Source organism: Massilia sp. UYP11 (assembly GCF_050434805.1).
GTDB lineage: Bacteria > Pseudomonadota > Gammaproteobacteria > Burkholderiales > Burkholderiaceae_D > Telluria.
On the sequence record NZ_JBNDJE010000004.1, the window covers coordinates 349,297 to 368,170 of the forward strand.

General features: G+C 65.1%; 20 protein-coding genes, 1 tRNA gene and 1 riboswitch. Of the genes, 8 read left to right on the plus strand and 13 right to left on the minus strand.

The features are described 5' to 3' along the window. Positions 1-126: 126 nt before the first annotated feature. The gene (recN, locus tag ABIB38_RS10400) at positions 127-1,791 is read right to left on the minus strand and encodes a DNA repair protein RecN (RefSeq protein ID WP_429203681.1); all 1,665 of its coding nucleotides are present in this window, start codon (positions 1,789-1,791) and stop codon (positions 127-129) included. Positions 1,792-1,856: 65 nt separating this feature from the next. Then, positions 1,857-2,759, minus strand: a complete 903-nt coding sequence (locus tag ABIB38_RS10405) for an NAD kinase (protein ID WP_429203682.1) — start codon at positions 2,757-2,759, stop codon at positions 1,857-1,859. A gap of 362 nt (positions 2,760-3,121) precedes the next feature. Between ABIB38_RS10405 and ABIB38_RS10410 the strand changes: the two genes are divergently transcribed. The 4 genes from ABIB38_RS10410 to ribB all read left to right on the plus strand — a co-directional run bounded on the left by ABIB38_RS10410 (position 3,122) and on the right by ribB (position 5,502). After that, positions 3,122-3,442 (plus strand): hypothetical protein, encoded by a 321-nt coding sequence (locus ABIB38_RS10410; RefSeq protein ID WP_429203683.1) that lies wholly within the window; start codon positions 3,122-3,124, stop codon positions 3,440-3,442. A 3-nt stretch (positions 3,443-3,445) separates the two neighbouring features. Then, positions 3,446-3,877, plus strand: a complete 432-nt coding sequence (locus ABIB38_RS10415; protein ID WP_109346092.1) for an OsmC family protein — start codon at positions 3,446-3,448, stop codon at positions 3,875-3,877. A 98-nt stretch (positions 3,878-3,975) separates the two neighbouring features. Beyond that, positions 3,976-4,389, plus strand: a complete 414-nt coding sequence (gene gloA, locus ABIB38_RS10420; RefSeq protein WP_429203684.1) for a lactoylglutathione lyase — start codon at positions 3,976-3,978, stop codon at positions 4,387-4,389. 210 nt (positions 4,390-4,599) lie between these two features. Next, a riboswitch (FMN riboswitch) is annotated at positions 4,600-4,752 on the plus strand. Between the two features lie 102 nt (positions 4,753-4,854). Next, the gene (gene ribB, locus ABIB38_RS10425; protein ID WP_429203685.1) at positions 4,855-5,502 is read left to right on the plus strand and encodes a 3,4-dihydroxy-2-butanone-4-phosphate synthase; all 648 of its coding nucleotides are present in this window, start codon (positions 4,855-4,857) and stop codon (positions 5,500-5,502) included. Positions 5,503-5,591: 89 nt separating this feature from the next. Here the strand turns inward: ribB and ABIB38_RS10430 are convergent, their stop codons facing one another. The 4 genes from ABIB38_RS10430 to ABIB38_RS10445 all read right to left on the minus strand — a co-directional run bounded on the left by ABIB38_RS10430 (position 5,592) and on the right by ABIB38_RS10445 (position 8,777). Further along, on the minus strand, positions 5,592-6,950 hold the full coding sequence (locus tag ABIB38_RS10430; RefSeq protein ID WP_429203686.1) for a TolC family outer membrane protein: 1,359 nt from the start codon (positions 6,948-6,950) through the stop codon (positions 5,592-5,594). Positions 6,951-6,987: 37 nt separating this feature from the next. Continuing rightward, positions 6,988-7,311 (minus strand): rhodanese-like domain-containing protein, encoded by a 324-nt coding sequence (locus tag ABIB38_RS10435; protein ID WP_429203687.1) that lies wholly within the window; start codon positions 7,309-7,311, stop codon positions 6,988-6,990. 9 nt (positions 7,312-7,320) lie between these two features. After that, positions 7,321-7,974 carry a protein-L-isoaspartate O-methyltransferase family protein gene (locus ABIB38_RS10440; RefSeq protein ID WP_429203688.1) on the minus strand — a complete coding sequence of 218 codons (654 nt, stop codon included), beginning with the start codon at positions 7,972-7,974 and terminating at the stop codon, positions 7,321-7,323. A gap of 161 nt (positions 7,975-8,135) precedes the next feature. After that, on the minus strand, positions 8,136-8,777 hold the full coding sequence (locus ABIB38_RS10445) for a TetR/AcrR family transcriptional regulator (RefSeq protein WP_429203689.1): 642 nt from the start codon (positions 8,775-8,777) through the stop codon (positions 8,136-8,138). Positions 8,778-8,979: 202 nt separating this feature from the next. On the opposite strand from ABIB38_RS10445, the gene ABIB38_RS10450 reads away from it, so the two are divergent. Further along, complete coding sequence (locus ABIB38_RS10450; protein WP_429203690.1) at positions 8,980-9,276, plus strand: YkgJ family cysteine cluster protein; 297 nt, start codon at positions 8,980-8,982, stop codon at positions 9,274-9,276. Between the two features lie 75 nt (positions 9,277-9,351). On the opposite strand, the gene ABIB38_RS10455 is transcribed toward ABIB38_RS10450, so the two are convergent. Beyond that, complete coding sequence (locus tag ABIB38_RS10455; RefSeq protein WP_429203691.1) at positions 9,352-9,759, minus strand: hypothetical protein; 408 nt, start codon at positions 9,757-9,759, stop codon at positions 9,352-9,354. A 237-nt stretch (positions 9,760-9,996) separates the two neighbouring features. Here ABIB38_RS10455 and ABIB38_RS10460 point away from each other — a divergent pair, with 237 nt between their 5' ends. Together ABIB38_RS10460 and recQ are read left to right on the plus strand one after the other, a co-directional pair. After that, entirely contained in the window at positions 9,997-10,830 is an 834-nt protein-coding gene (locus ABIB38_RS10460; RefSeq protein ID WP_429203692.1) for an undecaprenyl-diphosphate phosphatase, read from the plus strand. A 42-nt stretch (positions 10,831-10,872) separates the two neighbouring features. Then, complete coding sequence (recQ, locus tag ABIB38_RS10465; RefSeq protein ID WP_429203693.1) at positions 10,873-12,705, plus strand: DNA helicase RecQ; 1,833 nt, start codon at positions 10,873-10,875, stop codon at positions 12,703-12,705. Between the two features lie 5 nt (positions 12,706-12,710). Here the strand turns inward: recQ and ABIB38_RS10470 are convergent, their stop codons facing one another. The 3 genes from ABIB38_RS10470 to trmB form a co-directional block, all read right to left on the minus strand. Then, positions 12,711-13,460: a LytR/AlgR family response regulator transcription factor gene (locus ABIB38_RS10470; RefSeq protein WP_429203694.1), complete on the minus strand. Its 750-nt coding sequence runs from the start codon at positions 13,458-13,460 to the stop codon at positions 12,711-12,713. Next, on the minus strand, positions 13,457-14,680 hold the full coding sequence (locus ABIB38_RS10475; protein ID WP_429203695.1) for a sensor histidine kinase: 1,224 nt from the start codon (positions 14,678-14,680) through the stop codon (positions 13,457-13,459). Before ABIB38_RS10475 ends, ABIB38_RS10470 begins: the two co-directional genes overlap by 4 nt. A 121-nt stretch (positions 14,681-14,801) precedes the next feature. Then, on the minus strand, positions 14,802-15,482 hold the full coding sequence (trmB, locus tag ABIB38_RS10480; protein WP_429203696.1) for a tRNA (guanosine(46)-N7)-methyltransferase TrmB: 681 nt from the start codon (positions 15,480-15,482) through the stop codon (positions 14,802-14,804). Positions 15,483-15,653: 171 nt separating this feature from the next. Here trmB and ABIB38_RS10485 point away from each other — a divergent pair, with 171 nt between their 5' ends. After that, complete coding sequence (locus ABIB38_RS10485) at positions 15,654-16,769, plus strand: succinylglutamate desuccinylase/aspartoacylase family protein (protein WP_429203697.1); 1,116 nt, start codon at positions 15,654-15,656, stop codon at positions 16,767-16,769. 18 nt (positions 16,770-16,787) lie between these two features. Here ABIB38_RS10485 and ABIB38_RS10490 read toward each other — a convergent pair whose 3' ends face one another. The 3 genes from ABIB38_RS10490 to ABIB38_RS10500 form a co-directional block, all read right to left on the minus strand. After that, positions 16,788-17,480, minus strand: coding sequence for a DUF6064 family protein (locus ABIB38_RS10490; RefSeq protein WP_429203698.1), 693 nt, complete (start codon positions 17,478-17,480; stop codon positions 16,788-16,790). Next, on the minus strand, positions 17,477-18,406 hold the full coding sequence (locus tag ABIB38_RS10495) for an aldo/keto reductase (RefSeq protein WP_429203699.1): 930 nt from the start codon (positions 18,404-18,406) through the stop codon (positions 17,477-17,479). The genes ABIB38_RS10490 and ABIB38_RS10495 overlap by 4 nt, the downstream gene beginning before the upstream one ends. A gap of 91 nt (positions 18,407-18,497) precedes the next feature. Next, positions 18,498-18,571 (minus strand) — tRNA-Gly (locus ABIB38_RS10500). Positions 18,572-18,874: the final 303 nt, after the last annotated feature.

The window sequence follows — 18,874 nt, forward strand, 5'->3', positions numbered from 1 at the left end:
TGGTTGAGGTTGGCGAACGATGCTGCGGCGTAAGACCGCAGGTCGACCGTCACTCTGCCACAGAATGAAGAAAGTGGCATCACATCGACATGAAGAGTTGCCCGGCGCAGTGGTTCATGCAGTGGTTCAGGAAGCGAGCAACTCCCGCGCATGCTTGCGCGTGGTCTCGGTGATCTCGATCCCGCCCAGCATGCGCGCCACCTCTTCCACCCGCGCGCGGCTGTCGAGCACGTCGATGCGCGACACGGTGCGGCCCTCGCCCGTGGTGCCCTTGGCCACCTGGAAATGCTGGTTGGCCTGGCTTGCCACCTGCGGCAAATGGGTCACGCACAGCACTTGCCGCTGCTGGCCCAGGCGCCGCAACAGGCGCCCCACCACCTCGGCCACGCCGCCGCCGATACCGGTGTCGACCTCGTCGAAGATCAGGGTCGGCACCGTGGTCGCGTTCGAGGTGATCACCGAGATCGCCAGCGAAATGCGCGCCAGTTCGCCGCCCGAGGCCACCTTGGCCAGCGGACGCGGCGCCACGCCGGCGTGGCCGGCGACCAGGAATTCCACCTGTTCGAGGCCATGCGCGCCCGGCTCGCCGCTGTTCAGGCCAATGGCGAAGCTGCCGCCGCTCATGCTGAGCTCCTGCATCGCGGCCGTCACCTGGGCGCCGAGTTCGGCCGCCGCTTTCACGCGGCGGCTCGACAAGCGGCCGGCCACGTCCATGTAGGCGTCGCGGGCCTTGTCTTCCTGCCGGCGCAGGCCCTCGATGTCGGTGGCGTCGGCCAGCTGGCGCAGCCTGGTGGCCAGCTGCACATGCTCCTCAGGCAATTCTTCGGGCGTCACCCGGTATTTGCGCGCGGCGCTGTGCAGGGCCTCCATGCGGGCATCGACGTCGCGCAGGCGGCCAGGGTCGAGTTCGACCTTGTCGATGTAGTTGTTCAGCTCGGACACGGCCTCCTGCAGCTGGATGCGGGCCGGCTCCATGCAGTCGAGCACCGCCTGCAGCTGGGCATCGACGTCGACCAGCTTGCCGAGCTTGGCATTGAGCGAGGACAGCTGCGACAGGATCGGATGCTCCGATTCCGAGATCGCGGCCAAGGCTTCCTGGGCGCCTTCGAGCAGGCTGGCGGCATGCGACAGGCGGCTGTGTTCGTTGCTGATCTCGCCCCATTCGCCGGCCTTCGGCGCCAGCTTGTCGAGCTCGCTGACCTGCCACTCGAGGCGCTCGCGTTCGATCAGCACGTTCCTGGCATCGGTCTCGTACTCCTCGCGCTGGCGCACCAGCGCGCGCCAGGCGCGCCAGGCTTGCGCCACGGCTTGCGCCTCGATGCGCGCCTGCGGATCGCGCACCGCGATCTGGTTGTCGAGCAGCGCGCGCTGGGCGTCCGGCTTGAGCAGCGACTGGTGGGCGTGCTGGCCGTGGATATCGACCAGCAGCTCGCCCAGTTCGCGCAACTGGGCTGCGGTGGCGGCCACGCCATTGATATAGCCCTTGGAGCGGCCGGCGTTGTCGATCACGCGGCGCAGTAGCGCCCCGCCCTCGTCGACGCTGAACTCATGCTGCGCCAGCCAGGCGCTGGCTGGCGCGGTCGGCGTGAAATCGGCCGTGATGTCGGCCCTGGCCGCGCCTTCGCGCACCATGCTGGCGTCGCCGCGGCCGCCCAGCGCCAGTTGCAGCGCATCGATCAGGATCGACTTGCCGGCGCCGGTCTCGCCGGTGAACACCGAAAAGCCGTTCGAGAACTCCAGTTCGATGGCGTCGACGATGACGAAGTCGCGGATGGTCAGTGTGCGCAGCATGAAAAATCGGGTCTCCGGTGATTGGCGATTCTGTGGCGAACAAGTCGGGCGGGCATACCGGCTTCTTACTTGAGCTTGCCGTCGTTGGTGGGGTATTCGTTCCAGTGCAGCTTCTGGCGCAGCGTGTGGTAATAGCTCCAGTCGAGCGGATGCAGGAAGGTGATCGTGTGCGGCGAGCGCGAAATGACGATGCGGTCGCCCAGTTGCAGGCTGGTGAAGGTCTGCATGTCGAAGTTCACGCTGATGTCGCGTCCGCTGACCAGCTCGACCACGATCTCGCTGTCGTCGGGCACCACGATCGGCCGGTTCGACAGCGCGTGCGGCGCGATCGGCACCAGCACCGTGCCTTTCATTCTCGGGTGCAGCAGCGGGCCGCCGGCCGACAGCGCGTAGGCCGTGGAGCCGGTGGGCGTGGAGACGATCAGGCCATCCGAACGCTGGTTGTACATGAATTGACCGTCGACGGTCAGTTTGAGTTCGACCATGCCGGCGCCGGTGCCGCGCGCCACGACCACGTCGTTGACGGCCACGCTGCAGAAGATCTGCTCGCCGCCGCGCATCACGCGCGCTTCGAGCAGGGTACGTTCTTCGGCGCGCGCGCGGCCCTGCAGGATCTCGCTGAGCGCCGGCAGCATGTCGTCGAGCGGGATGTCGGTGATGAAGCCGAGCCGGCCCAGGTTGATGCCGATCAGGGCGATGTCGTACGCGGCCAGCTGGCGCGCGATGCCCAGCATGGTGCCGTCGCCGCCGACCACGATGCCGATCTTGGCCTGCGCGCCGATCTCGGCCACGGTCATCGAATCGAGTTGATCGAGCTCCAGGTGCGCCGCGGTATCGGCCTCGAACACCACGCGGTAGCCGGCCTCTTGCAGGAAATCGCGAATGCGGCCGACCGGTTCCTCGACGCCTGCCGTGTTGTGCCTCACCACGAGCGCGATGATCTGTTGCGGTTGGGGCGAAGCGGACATGACGGTCTCTGCGGTATAGGGTTGAACGACACGGTGGAGATTAACCGATAATCCCTGCCGCTGCCATACGGCGCTCGGCGATTACTGTATGAATGAACAGTATAGCTGGCGCCGCCCCTGCCCTGCAAGTTCAGCCCATCAGTACCGCGCCCATCGCGCTCAGGACGGCCAAGGTCGGGATGCGATGCGCGCGGGGTCGGTCGGTGCGCAAGGCGCGCCGGCGGTCGATACGTTCACCTTCCCCCGCTGCACCGGGTCATTGCAAAGAAAAGCATCATTAAATTACAGGGTTCAATTGCGCGACTCATTCGCCAACGGGGCGTTAGGATGGCAATGATGACGAAAATGCAAAGGAGAGCACCATGGTGACCGAAGCCAAGGACCGGTTCGTCAATACCAGGGAACCGATGAGCAACGATGGCGTCAAACGCCAGCCGCATGAACGCGACGAGACGCCGGACGCGCAAGACCAGGCGCCGCGCGGCGTCATGAAGCAGGCGGCCAAGGACCTCGAACAGGGCCTGGTCGATACCGATGCGCGCAACACGCCCGGCATTTCGGAGGCGGTCGATCCCGCCCCCGGCGCCAGCGGCCAGGCGACACCGCAGCCCGACCGTCATCGCGACATGCGCGACCATGACGCCGAGCCCGCACCCGACACCAACGACAATGAAAGGAAATAACCCATGACGATCAAACGCGATGGCAGTGCAGTCTGGAGTGGCGGCATCAAGGATGGCAAGGGCCAGGTGTCGACCGGCAGCGGCGCGCTCAAGGACCAGCCCTACGGCTTCAACACCCGCTTCGAAGACGCGCCGGGCACCAATCCCGAAGAGCTGATCGGCGCGGCGCATGCTGGCTGCTTCACGATGGCGCTGTCGGGCCAGCTGGGCCAGGCCGGCCTGACCGCCGACGAGCTGCGCACCAAGGCGACGGTGTCGATGGAAAAGGTCGAGGGCGGCTTCTCGATCACGGCCGTGCACCTCGACCTGGTGGCGAAGATCCCGGGCGCGAGCCAGGAAGCCTTCGACAAGGCGGCCACCACCGCCAAGGAAAACTGCCCGGTCTCGAAGCTGCTCAACGCCAAGATCACGCTCGACGCCAAGCTCGAGAACTGATCCGGCGCGCCGCGGGCAGTCCTGCCTGCGGCGCCTCCGGCAAGGATGCCGTCGAACGCATAGAATAGCGGTTCTTCGAAACCCATAGGGCAATCCAAATGCGCATCCTGCATACCATGTTGAGGGTCGGCGACCTGCAACGCTCCATCGACTTCTACACCAAGGTGCTGGGCATGAAACTGCTGCGCACCAGCGATAATCCGGAATACAAGTACAGCCTGGCCTTCCTCGGCTACGGCAGCAATCCCGACCACGCCGAGCTCGAGCTGACCTATAACTGGGGCACCGACAGCTACGACATGGGCACGGGCTACGGTCACATCGCGATCTCGACCGAAGACATCTACGCCACCTGCGATCAGGTGCGCGCAGCCGGCGGCAACATCACCCGCGAACCGGGCCCGGTCAAGGGCGGCACCACCGTGATCGCCTTCATCGCCGACCCGGACGGCTACAAGGTCGAGCTGATCGAGCGCGCCGACAATGCCGGCGGCGGTGGGCTGAGCAACTAAGCTGACCGGATTTTCAGCAAGGATGGCGCGGCGCCTGCGGGTGTCGCGCCATTTTTTTGGCGCTGTCACCATGTCGTGTGTACTCGCGTGAACTGCTGAGCTGACCCGCGGTCGAGTCTGTCCACCGATCCCAAACCGGTACCTGCTGAGCAGGAATCCTCGCACGCTGCTACAATCCGCCTGCCTATCAAACAGGCAACCACAATGTAATAACGTCTTCGGGGCGGGGTGCGATTCCCCACCGGCGGTATGATCTTCACGGGTCGAGCCCGCGAGCGCCTGCTCAACTTTTCAGTGAGCAGGGTCAGCAGACCTGGTGAGAAGCCAGGGCCGACGGTATAGTCCGGATGAAAGAAGATGTGCGCTGTCATGCGCCTGCTCACCCGCGCCTTCGCGGTTGAACGGGTGCGCGGTTTCGCTTTGCCCTGATGCGTTTTTCGCCAACCACTGCGAGGAGCGTTTCACATGTTAGTCCCTGCCTACACCCTTCAAAGCAATGACCTCGAAGGTCGTATCGCCGCCGCCCTGGCCGCCATGCGCGCCGGCATTCCCGTCATCCTGCTCGACGACTTCGATCGCGAGAACGAAGCCGATCTGATCGTCGCCGCCGAAAAGCTGACCGTCGAATCCATGGCGCTGATGATCCGCGAATGCAGCGGCATCGTCTGCCTGTGCCTGTCCGATGAAAAAGTGCGCGCGCTCGAACTGCCGCCGATGGCGCCGGAGAACGGCAGCCGCTACGGCACCCCGTTCACGGTCTCGATCGAAGCCCGCCATGGCGTGACCACGGGCGTCTCGGCCGCGGACCGCGTCTCCACGATCCAGGCCGCGACTGCGCGCAACGCCCAGCCGGACGACCTCGTGCGCCCCGGCCATGTGTTCCCGCTGCGCGCCACCCCGGGCGGCGTGCTGGCGCGCGCCGGCCATACCGAAGGCTCGGTCGACCTGGCCAGGCTGGCCGGCCTGCAGCCGGCCGCCGTGCTGTGTGAGCTGATGAACCCGGACGGCACCATGATGCGTGGCGAGCAGATCGAGCAGTTCGCCGAAGAACGCGCCTTCCCGATCCTCACCATCGCCGAACTGATCCAGTGGCGCCGCGCGCGGGCACTGTAATATGAAAAATGAAAAAGCCCGGGTTGCCAGCATGCTGGCCCCGGGCTTTTTCAAACCTGCCTGCGCACCCACGGCGCAGGCTCGGAAGATCACTCTCCCAGCAAGCTGTTCACCGGCATCAGGTCGGCCTCGCGCAGCGAACCGGCCGCTGCCTTCAGGCGCAGGCCGTTGATGATCACGTCATAGCGCGCGCGCGACAGGTCGGTGCGGGTCTGGTACAGCTGGCGCTGGGCGTTCAGCACGTCGATATTGATGCGCACGCCGACCTGGTAACCCAGCTTGTTCGACTCCAGCGCCGACTGGCTCGACACTTCCGCCGCTTCCAGCGCCTTGACCTGGGCCAGGCCGCTGTTCACGCCCAGGAAGGATTGGCGCGCCTGCATCGCCGCGTTGCGGCGGGTCGCCTCGAGGTCGTTGCGTGCCCGGTCTTCCAGCGCGATCGATTCGCGCACGCGGCTGGTGACGGCGAAGCCGCTGAAGATCGGCACGCTCCACTGCACGCCGATCGCATTGTTCTTGGTGTCGCCCGAATTGCCGGTGCGGCCGTTGATGTCGCGGCGGGTCGAACTCGCCACCAGGTCGACGGTCGGCAGGTGGCCGGCGCGGTTGCGCGAGATGTCGCGCATGGCGATCTCGACCTGCAGCTGACCGACGGTCACGCCGTAGTTCTGGTTCTCGGCCGACGACACCCACGGATCGACCGAGGCCGGCTGCGGCACCGCCAGGGTCACGCCCGGCTTGAGCGGGGCCAGGTTGCCCGGCGCGGTGCCGATGATCGTCTGCAGCATGTTGCGCTTGTTGTCGAGGTCGTTGACGGCGGCGAATTCCTGCGCCAGCACCAGATCGTACGCGGCCTGCGCCTCGTGGGTGTCGGTGATGGTCTGGGTGCCGACCTCGAAGTTGCGCTTGGCCGACGCCAGCTGTTCGGTGGTCGCTTCCTTCTGGGCGCGCGTCGACTCCAGTTTGTCTTGCGCCGCCAGCACGTCGAAATACGCCGTGGCCACGCGCGTGATCAGGTCTTGCTGGGCCTGGGCAAACTGCGCCTCGGCGATCGCCTGCTGCAGCTTGCTCTGCTGGTAAGTCTGCCAGCGATCCCAGCGGTACAACGGCTGCTGCAGCGACAGCGTGTATTCGTTGGTGCGCAGGTTCGCACCGCTCGAATCGATGATGCCCGGCTGGCCGTTCGGCAAGGTGCCCACCTGGCCGATATTCCATGGATCGAACTCGTTGTCGTTCTTGCTGATCCCACCACTGAGACCCACGGTTGGCAGCAGGCCTGAACGCCCCTGTGTGATCCGCTCGCGGCCGGCGGCCAGCGAGGCGCGTGCACTCGCATATGTCGCGTCGTTGGCCAGCGCCTGCTGGTAGACCTGGATCAGGTCGGCAGCATGGGCGTTGAGCGAGAAGCACGCGCTGGCAAGCAGCACGGCAAGTAGGGGTTTCTGCATTGCTATCTCCACAGGAGTCATCTGGTTGAGGATCAGGTCAATACTTCGGCATTGACGGATCGACCTGTACGGCCCAGGCGTGTATCCCGCCCGTTAAATTCGTTACGTTACTGAACCCATTGCGCTCCAGGAAAGCGGCCACGTTCATGCTGCGCGCGCCGTGGTGGCAGATGCACACCACTTCCCGGTCGTCGTCGATCTCGCTCACGCGGACCGGAATCAGTTGCATCGGGATCTGGGTCGAGCCTGCGATCTTGCAGGTCTGGAATTCCCAATCCTCGCGCACGTCGAGCAGCAGCGGCTGCTCGCGCGCCGGGTCGGCCAGCCATGCGGCCAGCTCAGGGGCGGTAATCTGTCGCATCGATCGCCTTCAGAAGGTAAAGCGCGACGGCGCTTCGGCGCCGGTCAGCGGCTTGGCCACGGTTTCGAACAGCTTGACCGCATCGTGCGCCGTTTCCGAGGTGCGGGTGATCAGCTGGCAGCTCATCGCCGGCGCCTCGCCCAGGATGGCAATCATGCGACCACCCACCTTCAGCTGCGTGACCAGCGCTTCCGGCAGCACTGGCAGACCGCCCGAGACCACGATCACGTCGTAGGGGGCGTCCGTCGGCCAGCCCTGGGCGCCGTTGCCCTCTTCCACGCTGACGTTGATGACGCCGGCCCTGGCCAGGTTTTCCTTGGCCAGCGAGACGCTTTCCGGCTGGATCTCGACCGTGGTCACGTGGCGCGCCTTGTGCGCCAGCAGCGCGGCCATGTAACCGGACCCGGCGCCGATCTCCAGCACGTTCTCATGCTTCTTCACCGCGATCTCTTGCAGGATGCGCGCTTCGACCTTCGGATTGAACATCGTCTCGCCGCCCGGCAACGGGATCTCGACATCCGCGAACGCCAGGTTCTCGTAGGCCTTCGGCACGAATTGTTCGCGCTTGACCACGTGCAGCAGCGCCAGCACTTCTTCGTCCAGGACATTCCACGGACGGATTTGCTGTTCGACCATATTGAAGCGGGCTTGTTCGATATTCATTTCAATTCTCGGTGGAAAAATAAATAATCCGATATTCTAATCGCTCAATGGCCTCTGGACGCACATCTTAACGATGCACGGCCGAGCCAGCGAAAAATTGCGACAGTCTGCAGTTTGAGGGGGATGAACGCCAGAAATCGGTCCCTGGCGTGACAGGTAACTTACCTGGAGGCGGGAAGCAGGCCGTGCAGGGTGATATCGAGGAAGGCTTCCAGGAAAGCCTCGGGCTGCAGGTCGCAGCGCTCGCAGGGGGCGATCGTATGCTTCCAGGTCGAGAGCATCAGCAGCGGCGCGATCAGCACCTGGGCCGTCTGCGGCACGTCGATCCCGCGGAACTCGCCGCGGCGGATGCCGCGTTCGAGCATGCTCGAAATCATGCGCATGCCGCGTGTCATGACCTCTTCCTGGTAAAAGCGCGCCAGTTCGGGAAAATTGTCGGATTCGGCAAGGATCAGCTTGCTGATGCCGGACGCCTTGGTCGCGCCGATGCGCACCCACCAGGACAGGATCACGTGGCGCAGCAACTCGGCGCTGTGGCCATCGAACTCCGCCACCGATGTCTCGGCATCGTCGATCATCGGCAGGATGGCCTGGCGTACGACGGCCTTGAACAGGTCTTCCTTGTTGGCGTAATACAGGTAGAGCGTACCCTTCGACACCCCGGCGCGGCGGGCCACGTCCTCCAGGCGAGTCGAGGCGAAACCACGTTCCACGAACAGCTCGATGGCGGAAGCCAGAAGCTCTTTGGGACGCGCTTCCTTGCGACGTTCCCAGCGCGGCTTGCTGTCAAGTTGGCAGTCCATATTCCCGCCCAGAAAATTATCTAAGGAGCAATCAATATAGACCGCGGTCGTCGGAACAGTCAAGCAAACGTTGTATCGACAAACTATATTAGTTTAAATCAGGCGGAAACCGTAGATTAAGCCGTTTCACGAAGATGTCGTATTTCGCTTGGAAGCGGCTAAGGTATACTGGGGGGCTCAGTTTCTTCCAATGCCGATGTCCATGTCCGCCCCTTTTCAGTGCCGGCCGCAGTGCGGCGCCTGCTGCACCGCGCCCTCGATCACCAGCCCGATTCCAGGCATGCCGAACGGCAAGCCGGCCGGGGTGCGTTGCGTGCAATTGGGAGAGGATGAGCGCTGCCGCATCTTTGGCCAACCGGAACGGCCGGCCTTCTGCGGCGGCCTGCAGCCGTCGCATGAGATGTGCGGCGACGATCGCCCGCAGGCGATCCGCTGGCTGACCGAGCTGGAAGAAGCGACAGCGCCGCAGGGTCGGCGGCTTACGCCGCCGACGCGGTGATCGTTGGCAGCGAGATCGTCCGGCGCGAAATTCGGTACCGATAACAATCGCCGCGTCGGCGGCGAGCCGCCGACCCTACACCGCCGATTTGCCGCGTGCCTGTTGCACGCGCTGGAACAGCCCGCCAAGGGTCAAGCCGTCATGCCAGACCTCGTCCAGGCGCAGACCGTAGCGCTCGCGCAGGGCGCGCGCCAGCGGCTCGATGTCGGACGCGTCGGGCATCCAGCGGGTGGTCCTGGCGGCGCGCACCACGCCCAGCACCTGGTCGTCAGGACGCAGGTGCAGCTTCTCGCTGTCGCCGAACGAGAACGCGGCGCCGAACACCGACAGGAATTCGCGGATGTCTTTACGGGAAGCAGATGGGAAAGAACTGCGCCAGACCCGGCCCTGGAAGGGTCGGTAGCGTAATGCATTAGGCAACTGCCAGTCATGAAATGCCAGCCAGGACAGCGCGGCAAGAATGATGACCAATAATAGACTCATTGGGTGAGTGCAGGATTACTCATGGATTTAGTGTAGCACGCGATGTCACATTCGATGCAAGCGCTTCTTCATTCGCGCGCATGCCTGGCCACTGGCCGGCCGCACATTGCCGCTGCAAAATCGTCCGTACGGTTCAGTTAGCCCAACGGCGGGGGGCCGGCTCATGGTAAGCTTCGAGCCCAAGCCGGCGTGCCTGAACCGGCTCGTTCCCAGATCACTTCCACACCAACATAATTCATGGATATTGCGCTCGCCATCAAGGCGATCATCATGGGCCTGGTCGAGGGCTTCACCGAATTTCTTCCAATTTCTTCCACCGGTCACCTGATTCTTGCGGGCGAATTGCTCAATTTCACAGGCGTCAGAGAAACGGTATTCAAGATCGTGATCCAGCTGGGCGCCGTGCTGGCCGTCGTCTGGGAGTACCGTGAGCGCGTCATGCGCCTGTTTTCCGGGCTGGGGTCGGATCCGCTCCAGCAGCGCTTCGCGCGCAACGTCGCGATCGCCTTCCTGCCGGCCGCCGTTGCCGGTGTGCTGTTCAGCGCCACGATCACCGAACTCCTGTTCCACCCGGTGCCGGTGGCGATCGCCCTGGTCGTGGGCGGCGTCATCATCCTGTGGGTGGAACGGCGCCAGCGCCAGCGCGTCACGGCGCCGCGGGTCGATAGCGTCGACGACATGACCGCCCTCGATGCCCTGAAGGTCGGCTTCGCCCAGTCCTTTGCCCTGATTCCCGGCACCAGCCGTTCGGGCTCGACCATCATCGGCGGCATGCTGTTCGGCCTGTCACGCAAGGCGGCCACCGAGTTTTCGTTCTTCCTTGCCATGCCGACGATGCTTGGCGCGACGGTCTATTCTGTGGTCAAGGAACGCGAGGCACTGTCGATGGCCGACTTCCCGCTGTTCGGCCTCGGCTTCGTCTCGGCCTTCATCGCGGCCTTCCTGTGCGTGCGCTGGCTGCTGCGCTACATCAGCACGCACGACTTCACGATCTTCGCCTGGTACCGTATCGTATTCGGCATCCTGGTGCTGGTGACCGCTCACTTTGGCTTGGTCAACTGGTCGGAGTAAACTACCAGCCTCACCCTTGTCCAAAACACTGAAACAGACAGTATGAATCCCGATATCGGCGCCGACCTCGGCGCGCGCGCTCTCCACGTGCTGGAGACGGTCTTCGGCTATCCCGCCTTCCGCGGGCAGCAGGGAGAGATCGTCGAGCACGTGGCCAGCGGCGGCGACGCGCTGGTCCTGATGCCGACCGGCGGCGGCAAGTCGCTGTGCTACCAGATTCCCGCCCTGCTGCGCGACGGCGTCGGCGTCGTCGTCTCCCCGCTCATCGCGCTGATGCAAGACCAGGTCGACGCGCTGGAAGAAGTCGGCGTGCGCGCCGCCTTCCTCAACTCGACGCAAACGTTCGAAGAAGCCATGCGCATCGAGCGCCTGGTGCGTACTGGCGAGATCGACCTGGTCTACGTGGCGCCCGAGCGCCTGATGACGCCGCGCTGCCTCGAACTGTTCGAAAGCAGCCGCATCTCGCTGTTCGCCATCGACGAGGCGCACTGCGTGTCGCAATGGGGCCATGACTTCCGTCCCGAATACATCCGGCTGTCGATCCTGCACGAGCGCTTCCCCAACGTGCCGCGCATCGCGCTTACCGCGACCGCCGACCAGCAGACCCGGGCCGAGATCGCGCACCGCCTGCAACTGGAAGACGCGCGCCAGTTCGTCTCGTCGTTCGACCGTCCCAACATCCGCTACTCGATCGTCGAGAAGACCACCGGCCGCAAGCAGCTGATCGATTTCATCACGAGCGAGCACGCGCAGGATTCCGGCATCGTCTACTGCCTGTCGCGCAAGAAGGTCGAGGAGACGGCGGACTTCCTGAACGAGCACGGCATCCGCGCCATGGCTTACCACGCCGGCATGGAGCACACGGTGCGCGCCGCCAACCAGGCCCGCTTCCTGCGCGAAGAGAACATCGTCATGGTCGCCACCATCGCCTTCGGCATGGGCATCGACAAGCCCGACGTGCGTTTCGTCTGCCACCTCGACCTGCCCAAGAGCATCGAGGGCTATTACCAGGAGACGGGCCGCGCCGGCCGCGACGGCGCTCCCGCCAGCGCCTGGATGGCCTATGGCCTGCAAGACGTGGTCCTGCAGCGCCGCATGATCGACGAATCCGAGGCCGACGAAACCTTCAAGCGCGTGCTGTCGATGAAGCTCGACGCCATGCTCGGGCTGTGCGAAACGCTCAGCTGCCGGCGCATGCGCCTGCTCGACTACTTCGGCGAGCGCTCCGGCCCCTGCGGCAACTGCGACACCTGCCTGGTGCCGCCGGTCAGCTTCGACGGCACGGTGCCGGTGCAAAAGCTGCTGTCGACCATCTACCGGGTCGACCAGCGCTTCGCCGGCGGCCACGTGATCGACGTGCTGCGCGGCGCCCAGACGGAGCGCATCAGCCAGTGGCACCACGACAAGCTCACCGTGTACGGCGTCGGCGCCGACCGCTCCGAACAGGAATGGCGCGCCATATTGCGGCAAGCGATCGCCCTCGGCCTGGTGACGGTCGACCACGACGCCTTCAGTTCGCTCAAGCTCACCGACGCCGCGCGGCCCGTGCTCAAGGGCGAGCAGAAGGTGCAGCTGCGCCAGTACCAGAAGCCGGTCAAGGCCAAGCGCCCGTCCACCTCGCGCTCGAACTACGAAGAAACCGAATTGTCGCGCTCCGAACAGGCGATCTTCGACCGCCTGCGCTCGTGGCGCATGGGCACCGCGCGCGAGCACGGCGTGCCGGCCTATGTGGTGTTCCAGGATGCGACCCTGCGCGAGATCGCCAAGGTCAAGCCGGCCTCGATCGACCAGCTGCGCGGCGTGACGGGCGTCGGCGAGAAAAAGCTCGTGTCCTATGGCGACGAGATCGTCGCCATCATCAACGAGATGAGCTGACCGGATTACTCCCGGAACAGGTGAGTAAAACTGCGACTCACCGGGAGCACCTCGTTGCTCCCGCGCAGCAGCACCTGCATGCGTTCGGCGTCGACCCGCTCGGCCACCCGGATCGCATTCACGTTCACCAGCGTGCCGCGGTGGATCTGCCAGAACAGGCTTGGGTCGAGCCCACCCACCAGATCTTTCAAGGCAATGCGCACCAGCGCCTCGGAACCATTGAGCACGACGCGCGTGTACTTGCTGTCGGCCTGGAAGAACAGCACCTCCTCGACATCGATCAGGCGGATCTGCTTGCCGACGCTGGCCTTGAGCCATTTGAGCTTTTCGCGCTTCGGTTGTGGCGACGCCGCCTTGACCTGCTGCACCACTTGGCTGACATCGTCCGGTCGGGTGTCCAGCTTCTCGCGCAGGCGCGCCAATGCCTTGTCGAGCCGGCCCGGCTGGATCGGTTTCAGCAGGTAATCGACCGCACCGGCGTCGAAGGCATCGACCGCATACTGGTCGTAGGCGGTGACGAACACCACATGAGAGCGGCGGCCGATGCGTTCGGCCACTTCCAGGCCCGACATGCCGGGCATGCGGATATCCAGGAAGACCACCTGCGGCTCGTGCGCGAGCCAGGCGTCCCAGGCATCGATGCCGTTTTCGGGCGCCGCCACCACGCTGGCTTCGGGCCAGGCCGTGGCCAGCATGCCGAGCAGGCGCTCGCGCATCAATGGTTCGTCTTCGGCGACCAGCACGTTGACACTCATTTTTGCTCCTTGCAGGGGATGACGATTTCGGCCAGCAGGCCAGGTTCGGCTTCACTCAGCAACAGGCAGGCGCCCTCGCCGTACGTCAGGCGCAGGCGGTGGCGCACGTTTTCCAGGCCGGTGCCGGCGCCCGGCGTGTCGCTCATGCCGACGCCGCTGTCGCGTACCCGGATACGGATCGTCCCGTGGTCGTCATGGGCCGTGACCGCGATCTCGCCGCCGTGCACGGACGGCTCGATGCCATGCTTGATCGCGTTCTCGGCCAGGGTCAGCACGAGCATGCTGGGCACCTGGGTGCTCGCCAGCGCATCGGGCAGGTCGACCGTGTAGCGCAAGCGCTCGCCCATACGGATCTGCATCACCCGCAGGTAGGAGTCGACCAGGCGGAACTCGGTCTCCAGGTCGACCTGTTCGCACCGCATATCGCTCATGCTGGCGCGCAGGAAGTCGATCAGGTGGGAGGTCAGTTCGGCGGCCCTTGCCGCACCTTGCGCGCCCTGCTCGGCCAGCTGCTGCACCGCGCCGAGGGTATTGAACAGGAAGTGCGGCTCGATCTGGGCATGCAGCAGCCGCAGCCGGGTCTCGCTCAGTTCGCGGGCCAGGCGCTCCTGCTCGGCTTCCTGCTTCAGCTTCACGGCAAGCAGGGCATAGTGCCGACTGCGCACCAGCGCCAGCACGAAGCCTGGCAGCGCGACCAGGAGCAGAACGCCAAACCCGGTCACCATCAGGACCTTCGGCATGATCTCGAGCAGGCGTCCCCAGGAATCTCCCTTGAACATCACCACCAGAACCGCGCCGTACAGGCCTCCCAGCATGCCCAGGCCGATGGCCTTCGTCACGAGCCGGCGGCCGCGCTGCACATATTTCTCGTGATTGAACCAGACCGCGGCCAGCGCCAGCACGACACCCAAGCCGACCGCATTCGCGGCCAGCACCGCTGCCATCAGGGACAGCCCGGGCAGGAAGGCCAGCTTGACCAGTGCACCGAACACCGAGAATACCAGGCACAGCTTGGCAAGCAGGCGTATGAAGGCCTTGCCGCTATACGCCGTCGCGATGTGATACAGCTCCTCGCGCTCGACCGGCGACATGTCGGCAATCTTGCACGCCATCCTGCGCCGCCAGCCCGCCGGCGCCTGGACAGCCAGGCCAGGCTGTCGCAGCACGCCGAGCAGCTCCTGGTCCCACTCCTTCCACCACCGCGCGATTCGTCCCCACATGGTTTCCTCCGTACTCGTTAATGTATAGCAACGAGTCCAGTGTAGGAACTTTGCCGTTCATCGCCCAGCGGGAGGTGACGAACGACGACATGGCGTGCGTGAACGACGATGGCCGAATGGCTTATTTGCGCGTGAAGACCAGGTCCCACACCCCGTGGCCCAGCTTGATGCCACGGTTCTCGAACTTGGTCAGCGGACGGTATGCAGGCTGCGGCGCATAGCCCTCGGCGGTGTTGACCAGCTCCGGCTCGGCGCTCAAGACGTCGAGCATCTGCACCGCATAGTCTTCCCAGTCGGTCGCCAGGTGCAGGTAGCCGCCCGGCGCGATCTTCCGGCACAGCAGCTTGACGAAGGACGGCTGGATCAGGCGGCGCTTGTTGTGGCGCGCCTTGTGCCATGGATCGGGGAAGAACACGTGCACGCCGTGCAGCGCGCCATCCGGAATCATGTGGTTCAGCACCTCGAACACGTCATGCTGGACCAGGCGCAGGTTGGCGATGTCCTGCTCGCCGATCTGCTTGAGCAGGCTGCCCACGCCCGGCGTGTGCACTTCGACGCCCAGGAAGTCCGTTTCGGGCATCAGTTTCGCGATATGGGCCGTGGTGTCGCCCATGCCGAAGCCGATTTCGAGGACGACCGGCGCATGACGACCGAAAGCGCCTGCGAGATCGAGCGGCTCTTTCTTGTACTCGATCAGGAACTTGGGGCCATGCTCCTCGAAAGCCCGCGCCTGCGCGGTCGACAACCGCCCTGCGCGCGTGACGAAACTGCGGATGCGGTGTTCGGTGGGATCGTACAGCATGGACCGTGCCGGACCACTGGTGGGCTTTTCAGAAGACATGGGGAGTGTGGAATATGCGGAAAAAACGGCTGTCATTATAGCGCAGCCGTCTCCACCATCGACCGTGCGTGGCGGCAAGGCGGAATCGCGCATAATCGGTGTCTTCCCCCAGCAACGCCGGAGCCTCTTGCCATGCACTCGACGAAACACCCGATCGCCATCGAAGACAGTGTCGCCACCATGACCCTGACGTCGCTCCACTACGGCACGCCCGGCAGCGGCAAGAAGGTGTACATCCAGGCCGCGATCCACGCCGACGAAGTGCCGGCGATGCTGGTGGCGCACCTGCTGCGCGAGCGACTCGACCAGCTCGACGCCGAGGGACGCATCAAGGGCGAGATCGTCCTGGTTCCGGCAGCCAATCCGCTCGGCCTGTCCCAGGTGCTGCATGGCGCGCCGTTCGGCCGCTACGACCTGTCCACCGGCCTGAATTTCAACCGCTCCTACCGCCACGTCGCGGCCGCCCTCAAGAACGCGCTCGCGGGGCGGCTGGGCCCGGACGCCGCGGCCAACGTCGCACTGATCCGTGAGCTGGCCCGTGCCGAGGTGGCGGCCTGGGAACCGGCGGACAATGCCGCCACGCTCAAGAAAATCCTGCTGACGATGGCGATCGACGCCGACATCGTGCTCGACCTGCACTGCGATAACGAGGCGGTGCTGCACATGTACACCGGCACGCCGCTGATCGACGTAGTGCAGCCATTGGCCGACCTGATGGGCGCGCGCGTGCTATTGGTGGCGAAGGAATCGGGCGGCGAAGCCTTCGACGAAGCCTGCAGCCGCGTGTGGTGGGACCTGGCCGACCACTTTCCGCAAGCCGCGATCCCGCCTGCCTGCGCCGCCGTCACCGTCGAACTGCGCGGCGAGAACGACGTGAACTACGACTACGCGCAGCAGGATGCCGACGCCATCGTGCACTACCTGGCGCACCAGGGCGTGCTCGACATCCCAGTGGGCGCCCTGCCAGCGGCGCAATGCGGCCCGACGCCGCTGGACGCGGTCGAGCCCCTGTCGGCGCCGCATGCGGGCGTGCTGGTGTTTCGCAAGCAGCTGGGAGACCAGGTGGCGGCGGGCGAGCCGATCGCGGACATCGTCAATCCGGTAAGCGGCCAGGTCACGCCGGTGGCGGCCAGCCGTTCGGGGCTGCTGTTCGCCAGCACGGCGCACCGGCACCTGCTGCGCGGGATGCACGTGTGCAAGGTGGCGGGGGTGGATTCGTTCAGGTTGGGCAATCTGTTGTCGAGCTGAGCGCCGGCCGGTCGGCCTCTACTTGTCCTGCCCCTGCCACCGCGCCTGGGGCATACGCCTGAAAAGCAATCCGGCCGCGACCGCAAGGAGGGCGAACGTCGGCAGCAGCCAGGCGTAACCGACGCGCAGTTCCATCAGGGTCGCGCCGCTCACCGCGCACCACGCCAACGGGATCAGCCAGGCAATCGGGTGCGCACGGCTGGCCAGCAGCACGCCCAGCGTCGCGATCGCGGTAGGATCGGGCGCGATGCCGAACACTTCGGCCTGGCTCCAGCCACGGCCGCTACCCGGCGCCAGCAGCGGATACGCGACCACCGCCAGGCCGGCCAGCCCCAACGCCACCTGTTTCTGCACGCCGGCCGGCGTCGCCGCGCGCGGCCGCAGCGCCATGAAACACAGCATCACTGCCTGCACCCCGAACGCGAGCGCGAACCAGGGGCCGGCGGTGTTGATGTCCGCATAGCGCGCCAGGTGATAGGCCCAGCCCACCCAGCCCCAGGCCACGGCCAGTACCAGCAGTGCGATGCGGCGGGTGTGGACGCCAGGGCGCGCGATGCAGCCGATCACGGCCAGGCCGGCCGCCAGCGCCGGCAGGTGCGCGGGCCAGACCGCCTCGTTGTACAGGGCCATGAGCCGGTAGTAGCTGCGCTGCGAGAACATCAGCAAGTCCGACAGCCTGTAGGTCGCCCACTCGGTCCACCACTCGCTCATGCCAGCCTTTCGGCATCCTGGGCGATGCGCCTTCGCAGGGCTTCGTCGGGCATCCGGCCGCTTCCCGCCAGCAGGTTCTCGCGCACGTGGGCCACGCTCGAGGTGGCGGGGATCGCGCAGGTGACGGCGGGATGGGACACGATGAACTTCAGCAGCGCCTGGGCCCAGGTGGTGCAGCCGATCTCCGCGGCCCAGCCGGGCAGCGGCTTGCCGGCCAGCGCCTGCGTCAAGTCTCCCTGGCGGAACGGCCGGTTGACGATCACGCCGATGCGGCGCTCGCGCGCCAGCGGCAGGATGCGCTGCTCTACCTCGCGATCGAGGGCGTTGTACGAGATTTGCACGAAGTCGATCGGATGCGAGGCCATGATCTTTTCGATCTCGCCAAGACGCCGGCCTTCGGAGGTCGTGATGCCGACGTAGCGCAAGCGCCCTTCTCTCTTCATCGCCTGCAGGGTCGTGAGGTGCTCTTCCCACGACAGCAGGTTATGCACCTGCAGCAGGTCGAAGCGCGGCACGCGCCACAGCTTGCGCGAAGTCTCGATCTGCTGCACGCCCCGGGCGCCACCGCTGATCCACACCTTGTCGGCGGAGAAGAGGCGCGGCGGCTTGATGGCCTGCACGGCTTCGCCGATCACGTCCTGGGCCGAGCCGTACATCGGGGACGAGTCGATCATCCGGCCGCCGCCAGCGAAGAACTGGCGCATCACCTCCTGGCATTCCTTGCGGGCCTGCGGATCGCGGCCGACGTTGAAGGTGATCCAGCTGCCCAGGCCAATGACCGGGATCTGTTCGCCGGACGAGGGAATCGGGCGGGTGAGCAGCGGCGCGGGACCTGGTGCGGCGTGCAGCGACGGCAGGGCCAGGCCGCCGGATGCGGCGAGCATCGTTTGCAGCAGGCGGCGACGTGACAGGGAATCGGGACTCATGCGAAGCGCTCCTTGCTCGGCGAGACGAGGGAACGCAAAGGATATCGCGATTGGAAACGGGATGGCGCTGCTCAGCTACAGGAAGGGCGATTGGAGCGGGTGAAGGGAATCGAACCCTCGTATGAAGCTTGGGAAGCTTCTGCTCTACCATTGAGCTACACCCGCGTTGCCCGCATTCTACGCGTGTTTCAACGCTGTTGACAACTTCCTACGATGGCAGGTGTGATGGGGAATGTGATGGCCGCCTCGTCCGAAGTGTGATGTTCTCAGTCGAACCGTGGCCAGTCTATGGCAGCGAAATTCTTCATCAACACACTTTGGCCTTCCCCCACCAGCTCGGACACTTTCGATAGGTATGATGTCCCTATCGGAGGAATTACATGGCACGTGAAAGACGGTTGTTTTCAGAAGAGTTCAAGCGCGAGGCAGTCAAGCTGGTAGGCCAGCCTGGTGCGAGTAAGGCGGCGA

Coding starts and splice junctions, on each gene's coding strand:
- recN (WP_429203681.1), bottom strand. CDS start 1,791: ATGCTGCGCACACTGACCATCCGCGACTTCGTCATCGTCGACGCCATC.
- ABIB38_RS10405 (WP_429203682.1), bottom strand. CDS start 2,759: ATGTCCGCTTCGCCCCAACCGCAACAGATCATCGCGCTCGTGGTGAGG.
- ABIB38_RS10410 (WP_429203683.1), top strand. CDS start 3,122: ATGGTGACCGAAGCCAAGGACCGGTTCGTCAATACCAGGGAACCGATG.
- ABIB38_RS10415 (WP_109346092.1), top strand. CDS start 3,446: ATGACGATCAAACGCGATGGCAGTGCAGTCTGGAGTGGCGGCATCAAG.
- gloA (WP_429203684.1), top strand. CDS start 3,976: ATGCGCATCCTGCATACCATGTTGAGGGTCGGCGACCTGCAACGCTCC.
- ribB (WP_429203685.1), top strand. CDS start 4,855: ATGTTAGTCCCTGCCTACACCCTTCAAAGCAATGACCTCGAAGGTCGT.
- ABIB38_RS10430 (WP_429203686.1), bottom strand. CDS start 6,950: ATGCAGAAACCCCTACTTGCCGTGCTGCTTGCCAGCGCGTGCTTCTCG.
- ABIB38_RS10435 (WP_429203687.1), bottom strand. CDS start 7,311: ATGCGACAGATTACCGCCCCTGAGCTGGCCGCATGGCTGGCCGACCCG.
- ABIB38_RS10440 (WP_429203688.1), bottom strand. CDS start 7,974: ATGAATATCGAACAAGCCCGCTTCAATATGGTCGAACAGCAAATCCGT.
- ABIB38_RS10445 (WP_429203689.1), bottom strand. CDS start 8,777: ATGGACTGCCAACTTGACAGCAAGCCGCGCTGGGAACGTCGCAAGGAA.
- ABIB38_RS10450 (WP_429203690.1), top strand. CDS start 8,980: ATGTCCGCCCCTTTTCAGTGCCGGCCGCAGTGCGGCGCCTGCTGCACC.
- ABIB38_RS10455 (WP_429203691.1), bottom strand. CDS start 9,759: ATGAGTCTATTATTGGTCATCATTCTTGCCGCGCTGTCCTGGCTGGCA.
- ABIB38_RS10460 (WP_429203692.1), top strand. CDS start 9,997: ATGGATATTGCGCTCGCCATCAAGGCGATCATCATGGGCCTGGTCGAG.
- recQ (WP_429203693.1), top strand. CDS start 10,873: ATGAATCCCGATATCGGCGCCGACCTCGGCGCGCGCGCTCTCCACGTG.
- ABIB38_RS10470 (WP_429203694.1), bottom strand. CDS start 13,460: ATGAGTGTCAACGTGCTGGTCGCCGAAGACGAACCATTGATGCGCGAG.
- ABIB38_RS10475 (WP_429203695.1), bottom strand. CDS start 14,680: ATGTGGGGACGAATCGCGCGGTGGTGGAAGGAGTGGGACCAGGAGCTG.
- trmB (WP_429203696.1), bottom strand. CDS start 15,482: ATGCTGTACGATCCCACCGAACACCGCATCCGCAGTTTCGTCACGCGC.
- ABIB38_RS10485 (WP_429203697.1), top strand. CDS start 15,654: ATGCACTCGACGAAACACCCGATCGCCATCGAAGACAGTGTCGCCACC.
- ABIB38_RS10490 (WP_429203698.1), bottom strand. CDS start 17,480: ATGAGCGAGTGGTGGACCGAGTGGGCGACCTACAGGCTGTCGGACTTG.
- ABIB38_RS10495 (WP_429203699.1), bottom strand. CDS start 18,406: ATGAGTCCCGATTCCCTGTCACGTCGCCGCCTGCTGCAAACGATGCTC.